The organism is Flavobacterium aurantiibacter, assembly GCF_002251775.1.
GTDB classification, from domain to species: Bacteria; Bacteroidota; Bacteroidia; order Flavobacteriales; family Flavobacteriaceae; genus Flavobacterium; species Flavobacterium aurantiibacter.
In genome coordinates this window covers 1-10,059 of record NZ_NOXX01000135.1, presented here as the reverse complement: position 1 = coordinate 10,059, position 10,059 = coordinate 1, and the positions used below count along the sequence as shown (strand labels likewise).

The window sequence follows — 10,059 nt, the reverse complement described above, 5'->3', positions numbered from 1 at the left end:
GGCTTCCTTTGGTCGCCGTACCGCCGCGGCTGTTTTTACGCCTGCCGCACTTGCGGGGTTTCCACGTTGACTGCTGCCGGAACAGCTTTCCCACTTAACGTTCGTTTCCACTGCCGTCTGTGAATTAACGTTAGGTTTTTAAGCGATCATATGCTTTAAAAAACTGCGATTTTTCAAATGATTAACCTATTGATTTTTTATTAGTTAATCCGAGGTAATTTTGCAATATTACAACTGAATAATTGTAAAGCCGACTATTCGCTTATAATACTATTATGTAGAAATTGACACGGACTGGGAATCGAAAAGATAATTTTTAGCTCGCACGGCATCGAAAACTCATTTAAGGGCTTTGTGAAAATCTAAACGTAATATTGCAATAATACCTAGGGTTAAGATATATTCAATCAGCTAGTTGCGTATGTGAAATATCGGTTGATTTTCGCTCTACAAAAGATAAAATTTTCGCAAATTAAGTAAGTTCTTACTGCTCCTCAAATAGGCAAACTCAAAACGGTGTCTTGTGCCATCAAACAAAAGATAAAAGTGTAATTTTTTATTGATCGAACCTCTGGTAACGATTTTCGCGTTAGGGAGTGCAGCGAAAATCCTGTTTAGCGGTGGCATTTATGCCGTAAAACACTCCGATAACTATTGGGGGTAGAGAAAATCCCGACGGCGGTGATATATTTCCACCAGACGCTTGCCGCCGGAACGCCAAAAAAAAAACCACTCATAAAGAGTGGCTTGGTATTTAGCTGTTAATCATAACCGGCATTACCAGCATCATGACTTTTTCGCCTTCATCGAGACCGTCGACAGGAGTTAAGATTCCCGCACGGTTTGGTAACGACATTTCGAGCTGAATTTCGTCGGACGTTAAAGTGTTTAGCATTTCCAATAGAAATTTGGAATTAAAGCCAATCAGGATATCGTCGCCTTGATAATCGCAAGTCATGCGTTCATCGGCCTTGTTTGAGTATTCAACGTCTTCGGCAGAAATGTTGAGTTCGGCACCGGCAATCTTTAAGCGAATTTGGTGCGTAGAACGACTACTGAAAATCGACACACGTTTTACCGATGTTAGGAATAAATTGCGATCAATGATCAGTTTGTTCGGATTTTCTTTTGGAATAACCTGATTGTATTTCGGGTACGTTCCGTCGATTAATCGACAAGTAAGCACCACATTGTCGAACGAAAATGTTGCATTCGATTTGTTATACTCGATTTTAACTTCAGAATCCGAGGTTTGTAGGATGTTCTTAAGAATATTTAAAGGCTTCTTCGGCATTACGAAAGCAGCTTCTTCGCTCGATTTCACGTCGGTTCTCTCGTATTTCACCAATTTATGCGCATCGGTAGCAACAAACGTTAATCCTTCCGGAGAAAATTCAAACAAAACGCCCATCATCACCAAACGCAACTCATCGTTACCGGTTGCAAAAATGGTTTTGGTGATTGCGGTTGCCAATATTTCCGCAGGAATACTTACTGAAGATGGATCTTGTAGTTGTTCTGAATCTGGGAAATCTTCACCAGAAACTGCCGATAAAGCATATTTTCCTGAATTTGAACTGATCTCCACTGCAGCATTTTCCACAGTAAAGGTAAGTGGCTGTTCCGGAAACGTCTTCAACATATCGAGCAATAATTTTGCTTGAACGGCGAATTTTCCTTCACTTTCCGATTCGATTTCCAGTGTTGCCGACATTTTGGTCTCTAAATCCGAAGCTGAAACGGTTAGTTGCGACTGATTGAGCTCGAATAGAAAATTCTCTAAAATCGGCATCGTGTGGTTGTTGTTGATAACACTTCCCAACACTTGAAGTTGTTTTAGTAAGTATGAACTGGAAACTATAAATTTCATAAGTGTGAACTTTTATAAGGGGTAAAAATGAGACTAATTTTGAAGTTTTACAAGTATTCGCGCTAAACTATTTTTCAACATTAACGCGCGTATTTTCGTTTTCGGAAATAAAAGATAAGAACTCCAGCAAGACCCAGTGCAATTAGCGGTAAAACGATGGCGTAAATTTGTGTATTCACGTAGTTTTCGGCTACTAAATTGCGGTCGAGTATCGGTAAAATTATTTCTTTATTTCTTAAATAGATAAGTTTGCTGTCGTCGAGTAAGTAATTGATACTGTTTAAAATAAATTCTTTATTGCCGTAAAACTTATTGGTCCACTTATCAAATCCCAACTCCAAAGGAACACCTTTTGAATCAAACTGATTTTTGATCACATCACCATCGGCAATCACTATCATAGCCGTCGGTTTCTTTGCCACACCCAAAAACGTTTTATCGGGAAAGGCCAGTACGCGATTGTTAAAAACCGATGTAAACTTTCCTTCCAATAAAACAGCTAAAGGAATCGGAACTGCATTTGCAAAAGTTGCCTGATCGGGTCGCTCTTCTACCATACTCAACTGCACTTCTACAGGTGTGCCCACAGCGATTGAAAACTTAGAAGATTCCAACAAAACTGTTTTCTTGATGTTGTTGTTCAACAATTCTATTCCATTAGCATATTCAAATTTTACACCATCGATATTCGAGACTATCGGATTATCTGTAGTTACCGGCGGATACGAAAACGGCGCGTAAAACCACGGAAATTGCGAATAAGTAGTATTGCTTCCTTGCTGTCCTGTAGCTAAAGCAATTGGTGTTGCTTGTCCGATGTCTTTTACCAATACAGGAGCAATTCGAATTCCGTATTTAAAGAATAGATCGTCTAGATTTAAAGTCTGATTTCTAGGAAATGCAATTGCCGATCCGCGTTCGTTGAACAAACTATCGGTTTCAATCGCCACTTGGTCCATCAACCAAACCGATTTTCCACCGTGAATTACAAATTGGTCGAGCACCTGTTTTTCAGCATCGCTAAAAGCTTCCGTTGGCTTCGCTACGACAATTAAATCGTACTTTTTTAAATAGGCGGCAGCTTTTTGCGGATTTGTTCCCACAGAGTCGAGCGTAAAAGTACCAATGCGGTATTGATCGCGAACAGACGTAATAAAGTCGGCAATTTTTATATCGTCTATTTCGCCGTTTCCTTTCATTACCGCAACTTTCTTAGTCTTTTCGGTGCTTACAATTTTGATGGCATTTGCAAAAGCATATTCCAAATGTTGTACACTACTAATCACTTTTTGTTGTGTGTCGGGATTTAATCCGTTTTTCAACAACGGTATTTTAGTCGATTTATCACCCAAACTTGCTACCGCCCAAGGGAAAACCGTTTCTTGCGATTCTACACCTTTTTCTTGCACGCTTACGCGAACGGGCATTAAACCACGTTCAACAAAGGCTTGAATAACAGAATCTTGTTTCGTTTCGTTCTCTAAAGGATTTACAAACTCGAATTTAATGTTTGAATTTCGCGCTTCAAATTCTTCGAGTAATTGCAAGGTTTCGGTTTGCAAACGTTTGAATTCACCCGGGAATTTTCCTTCCAAAAAAACATCTAAATACAGCGGCTTATCGATTTTATCTACGATCTCTAAAGTTTGTTGCGATAAGGTATAGCGCGAATCGGCGGTTAAATCCAAACGAAAAAAGAAAAAAGCACTAAGTATGTTAAGCAGTACTAGGCCTGCGACTAAGAATCCGAGTTGTTTGTATGAAAACTGTTTCATCGTTATTTGATTTTGGCTTGTAAACGAAATAGAGTTAGAACGGAAAAAAGTGCGCCGATGCTGATGAAATAAACCAAATCGCGACTATCGATAACACCGCGACTTATACTGCTAAAGTGCGCCGACATGCCGATTTTTTCGACAGTACTTGCAAACGTTCCGAAGTAACTAGCTAGTGATTCGAATCCGAAATACATAAAAAAGCAAATCAGTAAACCAACAATGAACGAAACTATTTGATTGTCGGATAGGGTAGAAGCAAATGTTCCGATACTACTAAACGCAAGTATCAGGAAGCACAAACCAGCATAAGAACCGATGATGCTTCCCGAGTCGAGCGAATTTCCTTCGTACGCAAGGTTTCCTATCAAAAACAAATAGAATATAGTGGGAAGCAGAGCAAATAAAACCAAGAAAAAAGCGGCGAATAATTTTCCGCCTAGCAATTGAAAATGTGTAATTGGTTTGGTGAGCAACAACTCAATTGTTCCCATACGAAACTCGTCTGAAAAGCTTTTCATTGTTACCGCTGGTACTAGAAACATCAGTATCCACGGACACAAATTAAAGAAAGGCGTGAAATCGGCGTAACCGGAATTGAGCACGTTGTAATCGCCCTCAAAAACAAAAGTGAACAGTCCGGCAAGCATCAGAAACACCGCGATGACCAAGTAGGCGATGGCGCTGCCAAAAAAACTTCTGATTTCTTTAAGGAAAATTGCTTTCATGCGACTTTAAATTTTGCAGCTGCAAATGTAAGGCTTGCGTAGAATTATACTACACGAATACTTCGGTAATTTGGTTAACCGACCAAGCTTCAGGTTTTCCAGCGAACATGAGCTTGGTTTCGCTCCAAACCGCATCGAAAAAATCCGACTGTCGATAGGCATTTAAAGCGGCTTCGCTATCCCAAAAACTGTAGGTAAAAAAGATACAGGAATCGGCTACATCTTGATACAGCACTAATTTTTGATTTCCCGGAAAGTTACGAATACGTTGTTTTATAACTTCGAAATTTGCTAAAAAGCTCGGCACAGCATCTGGTTTTAGCTGTAATTTGACGATGCGAATAATCATGATTTAAATGTAATTACCACCGGATCCAGATATTTTACACCGAGTAAACTCTGCGCTGCACCGCTTCGCTGCGGATTTCCACGAAAAACAGCGATTTCTAAAAATCCGGCGTCGTTGAACTTTGCCAATGGCTGGCTGCTGTATTCGATGATTTTAAAGCGTTCGTCGCTGGCAATATCGCTGTAATTTTCGACGATCCGACTAATGCTTCCGATGCCCGAAACCGTTGCTCTAGGCAAAGAAATTTCGAAGCTATGTGCTTTCGCAAACGAATCGAAAAAGCGTTTCCGAATGTTGGTTACAATATTGCCAAATCGATCGAAGTAAATGGCACTTCCATGAATTTCAGTTCCGTTTGCCGCCAAAGTGGCTTCGGGAGCTACGGTATCAGCAAGTTTTTCTTTAGGCTTGGCTACCACGCTCACAGCACCATTTTTTGCTAAATGAGCCGCCACGTGCAAAAGCGTTTGCAAGTCGTTGTGTTCCGCTAAAGCTTCGTGAATGTTGATTTCGTAAATTTCCGCAACAGCGTTATTTCCTAAAAGAAGCGATAGAATTCCGTTATCAGCAGCAATAAAATACTGGTTAGCATATCGAACAAGAACATGTTGTTGCTCACGATTTCGTTCGTAATCAACTAAAATTAAGTGAACGGTATTCTCAGGAAAATGAGAAAAAGCTCCGTGAATGAGATAGGCAGCTTCAGCAATATTAAAGGCGTCGACATCGTGCGAAATATCAATAACTTTTGCTTCTGGAGCCAAAGAAAACAGTCGTGCTTTGGCCGCAGCTACAAAATAATCTTTTAAACCAAAATCGCTGGTAAGCGTAATTATTGACATTTATTTGTTTATAACTAAAATCGTCGCGGGCTATTAAAATCCCTAAATTTGAGACAAAGCTACATTATTCTTCATGAAAAGGAAGCTTGAAACTGTTTTAAAAACTAAATACAATTCATTTGAACGAGCGCATTATTGAGTTAGTTGACATTGCTCCCAAGGATTTTTGGGGTGCCCAAGACGCCCATTTGGAGACTATCAAGAAGTATTACCCGAAGTTAAAAATTGTTGCCCGCGGTACAACCATCAAAGCTTTTGGCGAAAAAGAAGTTTTAGATGAGTTTGAAAATCGTTTTAACCGCCTGATGCTGCACTTTAGCAGATACAACAATATCGACAATAATGTAATTGAGCGCGTTATTGAAGGCGGTGCACAGAATGTAGAGCGCATGGGCGATCACGATAAAATTTTAGTGCATGGTGTAGGTGGGAAAATCATCAAAGCCATGACTCCAAATCAGCAGTTATTGGTTGATACGCTTCAGAAAAACGACATGGTTTTTGCTGTTGGTCCTGCCGGTACCGGAAAAACCTACACAGGCGTGGCGATGGCTGTGAAAGCACTAAAAGAAAAAACGGTAAAGCGTATTATTTTGACTCGACCTGCCGTTGAAGCTGGAGAAAATTTAGGATTTCTTCCTGGCGATATGAAAGAGAAGCTCGATCCGTACATGCAACCACTATATGACGCGCTTCGCGACATGCTTCCGAACGAAAAACTGGAAGACTACATTTTAAAAGGCATCATACAAATTGCTCCTCTGGCTTTTATGCGCGGTCGAACGCTCGACAACGCCTTTGTAATCTTGGATGAAGCGCAAAATACCACGCATTCGCAGATGAAAATGTTCTTGACGCGAATGGGACGTAACGCCAAATTTATGATTACCGGAGATCCGGGGCAGGTTGATTTACCGCGCCGTACCATCAGCGGTCTTAAAGAAGCCTTACTGGTTTTGAAAGACATCGACGGTATTGGTATCATTTACCTTGACGATAAAGATATTGTACGTCACCGTTTGGTGAAGAAAGTAATTGATGCATACAAGAAAATCGAAAATCACGATTAAGTTCTAATTTTTTATCCTCTAAATCCCTATTACCGTGAACTACGTGCGGTGATAGGGATTTTTTTATTTTCAGCATTAATATATGATTTTATGTGATTTAATTAACATCCCAAAGAACAGCTGTTAACTTAAAACACGTATCTTTATAAAGATTTGAAAGAGTGCTAATTAGGTTTAGTCTACTCATTCTCAAAAAAGCAGCTTTACCACTACTTTTACTACTACATCTTCAGGAATACAGGTATTCAGCTTAAAATCAACTAGAAATAGTTTCCAGCACCTCATTCCTTTATTTTTTCGATTTCATATAAATATTTCAACAGTTTGGCTCATCAGTAAAGTATCGCAATGCTTTTTAATTGAGCTTACGATCAACCATTTATGTAGCTGAAAACAGCTATTACTACTTCTTAAACGTTCCTTTTTATTATGATAAATGTGATACGATTTGGTGTTCTTTTAGAATCCACGAAGCATTATTTTGAATCTGTTGGAGTATTGAATCCGGCCGTTATTAAGGTTGGTTCTGAGATTTTTATGTTTTATCGAGCTGTTGCCAAGGGAAACTTTTCAACTATAGGCTATTGCAAATTTTCTAGTCCGACGCAGCTTTCTTTTAGAAGTGAACGACCTTTGATTGTTAGTGAATTTCCATACGAAAGTCATGGTTTGGAAGACCCAAGGATCGTTAAAATTGAAAATGTTTATTACATTACTTACACGGCATACGACGGTATTAATGCGCTTGGAGCTTTAGCTACATCGATTGATTTAATGCATTGGGAGAAACAAGGAATAATTGTCCCTAAGATTTCACGTAATGAGCTGAATTCGAAATTAAGTATTGAAAATCAGTTTGTTGATGAAGATGGTCGATCGACATCTTCTCTTATTTGGGACAAAAATTTGGTTTTGTTTCCTAGAAAAATCAAAAATAAATTTTACTTTCTCCACCGAATTAAACCTAACATTCAAATCGTAGTTGGAATTACTTCTTTTACAGAACTCACAACAACATTTTGGAACTTATATTTCGATAAGTATGCTGATTTTATTGTTCTAGCACCCAAGTACGATCACGAATCGGATTACATTGGCAGCGGTTGTCCGCCATTAGAAACGCAGTTTGGTTGGTTGCTTATTTACCATGGTGTACAAAGCTTAAGCGGTAGAAATGTGTATGCCGTTTGCGCCGCTTTATTGGATCTTGAAAAACCACAAATTGAGTTGTCGCGCCTTCCATATCCGTTGTTTGTTCCAGAAGAACTTTGGGAAATGCAAGGCGAAGTCGATAACGTTTGTTTTCCAACCGGACTCTTGCTAGAAAAAGAATTCTTATTCATTTACTACGGAGCAGCCGACACAAGAATTGCTGTTGCTGCCGTTGCATACGATACGCTATTATCCGAACTAATGAAATTTAAAAATTAGCCTTATCTAATGAAAACAAATAACCTACACTTAAAGAGCATTATTGCATTTAGCAGAAAGAAAAGATTTATCAATAGAGCCGAAGTTAAAACGGCACAAATTCTTTTTATCAGTACTTTTCCTCCGCGTGAATGCGGAATTGCTACGTATACCGCAGATCTAATTACTGCTATACGAAAACATTTCGAACAAAATTTTACTGCAGAGATTTGCGCACTCGAAAACGATAAAGCGGAATTCGATTACGAAGATGAACCGCTATACGTTTTAAATACCGACAAGCCAGAGAGCTATTCATTAAATCTAAAAGAGATTAACGCGAATAAATCAGTAAAGTTGATTGTAATTCAACATGAATTTGGCTTGTTCAAAAACACTGAATCCCAACTTATCGAATTTATTGCAAATCTAGCAACTCCTGTAATCTTGGTTTTTCACACAGTTTTGCCAAATCCAGATGCTATGCTTTTCAAGAAAGTAAGAGATTTAGCAGACACAGCACAATACATTATTGTAATGACCTGTTCGGCAGTAAAAATATTAAGTGATGAATATGGAATAAAAAAAGAAAAAATTCAAGTTATTCCGCACGGGACGCACCTACCTTTGGAGATTGATAATGAATTGCTTAAGCAGAAACTACATCTAACTAATCGGGAAATTTTAACCACTTTTGGATTAATAAGTGAGAGTAAGTGTATTGAAACAACCATCGAAGCTTTGCCAAGAGTTGTTGAAAAGTTCCCGAATGTCTTATTCCTGCTTTTGGGAAAAACACATCCTGAAGTATACCGACAAGGAGGCGAGAAGTACAGAGATTCGCTGAAAAAACGAATTAGCGAATTACAAGTAGCGCGAAATGTAAGGATGATTGATTCGTATTTACCTCTGGATTTGTTACAGACCTATCTGCAATTAACAGATATCTACCTGTTTACATCTAAAGACGCTAGTCAAGCAGTAAGTGGTACGTTTTCGTATGCTCTAGCTGCTGGTTGCCCAGTGATATCAACCCCTATGCCGCACGCTGTAGAACTGCTCGACGAAGAAAATGGAGTAATTGTTCCCTTTAACGATTCGAAAACGCTAGCTTCCGAGATAGTCAAACTTTTAGGCGACCATGATCTTCGTCAGAGAATTTCGCTAAATGTGATTCATAAGATTACTAAAACTAATTGGAGGAATTCAGCCATTGCGCACGTCGATTTATTTCAGAAGTTAACTAGGAATGCACTTCAGTTTCGATATAAAATTCCGCCTATCGAATTAAAACACATCTTTAAATTAACAGATAAGTTCGGTATGATTCAATTTTCAAATCTATCGACACCTGATCTTTCAACAGGATATACACTTGATGATAATGCAAGAGCACTTATTGCCCTAAGTGAAGTTCATATTCATGGCCTACAAAAAAAACTGATTGATCTTCTCGAAATTTATTTGAACTTCATTGCCTATTGTCAGCAACCCGACGGCAGCTTCTTAAATTATGTCGATGTAACAGGGAAATTCACAGATCAAAACTATCGTGAAAATTTAGAAGACAGCAACGGTCGTGCGCTGTGGGCGCTTGGAACGGTCATTTCTAAAAAACAATTTATACCTGAGAGATTGATAAATTTAGCTCTCACTCTGTTCGACAATGGAATTAACAACGTTAAACATATCCATTCGACGCGAGCTATGGCTTTTATAATCAAAGCTTTAGTAGCCGATGGGCGACAAGAAAATAGTGAATTGGTAAAATTATTTAGTCACAGATTAGTTCAAATGTATTTACATGAAAAAACCAGCAACTGGAATTGGTTTGAAAGCTATTTAACGTATGCGAATAGTTTGCTGCCCGAAGCTTTATTGCAAGCGGCTTTATTTACAGATAATGCCACTTTTAAAGAAATAGCTTGTGAAAGTTTCGAATTTATACTCTCGCGAGTATTTTTTGATGGAAAATTCTAAGTACACGACAAAAATTGTATTAAATTAATTTCCAG

Annotated in this window: 8 protein-coding genes; 3 read left to right on the top strand and 5 right to left on the bottom strand. The window is 38.7% G+C overall.

Features of this window, described 5'->3' with window-relative positions; all coding sequences use genetic code 11:
* Positions 1–754 precede the first annotated feature (754 nt).
* From dnaN to CHX27_RS02590, 5 genes are all read right to left on the bottom strand, one after another.
* Positions 755–1,870 (bottom strand): DNA polymerase III subunit beta, encoded by a 1,116-nt coding sequence (gene dnaN, locus CHX27_RS02610; protein ID WP_094485210.1) that lies wholly within the window; start codon positions 1,868–1,870, stop codon positions 755–757.
* Between the two features lie 80 nt (positions 1,871–1,950).
* Positions 1,951–3,645 (bottom strand): gliding motility-associated ABC transporter substrate-binding protein GldG, encoded by a 1,695-nt coding sequence (gldG, locus tag CHX27_RS02605; RefSeq protein ID WP_094485209.1) that lies wholly within the window; start codon positions 3,643–3,645, stop codon positions 1,951–1,953.
* Between the two features lie 2 nt (positions 3,646–3,647).
* Positions 3,648–4,373: a gliding motility-associated ABC transporter permease subunit GldF gene (gene gldF / locus CHX27_RS02600; RefSeq protein ID WP_094485208.1), complete on the bottom strand. Its 726-nt coding sequence runs from the start codon at positions 4,371–4,373 to the stop codon at positions 3,648–3,650.
* A gap of 49 nt (positions 4,374–4,422) precedes the next feature.
* The gene (locus CHX27_RS02595; RefSeq protein ID WP_094485207.1) at positions 4,423–4,722 is read right to left on the bottom strand and encodes a putative quinol monooxygenase; all 300 of its coding nucleotides are present in this window, start codon (positions 4,720–4,722) and stop codon (positions 4,423–4,425) included.
* On the bottom strand, positions 4,719–5,564 hold the full coding sequence (locus tag CHX27_RS02590; RefSeq protein ID WP_094485206.1) for an SAM hydrolase/SAM-dependent halogenase family protein: 846 nt from the start codon (positions 5,562–5,564) through the stop codon (positions 4,719–4,721). The genes CHX27_RS02595 and CHX27_RS02590 overlap by 4 nt, the downstream gene beginning before the upstream one ends.
* A 119-nt stretch (positions 5,565–5,683) precedes the next feature.
* Between CHX27_RS02590 and CHX27_RS02585 the strand changes: the two genes are divergently transcribed.
* The 3 genes from CHX27_RS02585 (at position 5,684) to CHX27_RS02575 (ending at position 10,024) form a co-directional block, all read left to right on the top strand.
* On the top strand, positions 5,684–6,634 hold the full coding sequence (locus CHX27_RS02585; RefSeq protein WP_094485205.1) for a PhoH family protein: 951 nt from the start codon (positions 5,684–5,686) through the stop codon (positions 6,632–6,634).
* A 429-nt stretch (positions 6,635–7,063) separates the two neighbouring features.
* Positions 7,064–8,065 (top strand): glycoside hydrolase family 130 protein, encoded by a 1,002-nt coding sequence (locus CHX27_RS02580; RefSeq protein ID WP_094485204.1) that lies wholly within the window; start codon positions 7,064–7,066, stop codon positions 8,063–8,065.
* 9 nt (positions 8,066–8,074) lie between these two features.
* Positions 8,075–10,024 carry a glycosyltransferase gene (locus CHX27_RS02575; protein ID WP_094485203.1) on the top strand — a complete coding sequence of 650 codons (1,950 nt, stop codon included), beginning with the start codon at positions 8,075–8,077 and terminating at the stop codon, positions 10,022–10,024.
* The last annotated feature ends 35 nt before the right edge of the window (positions 10,025–10,059 follow it).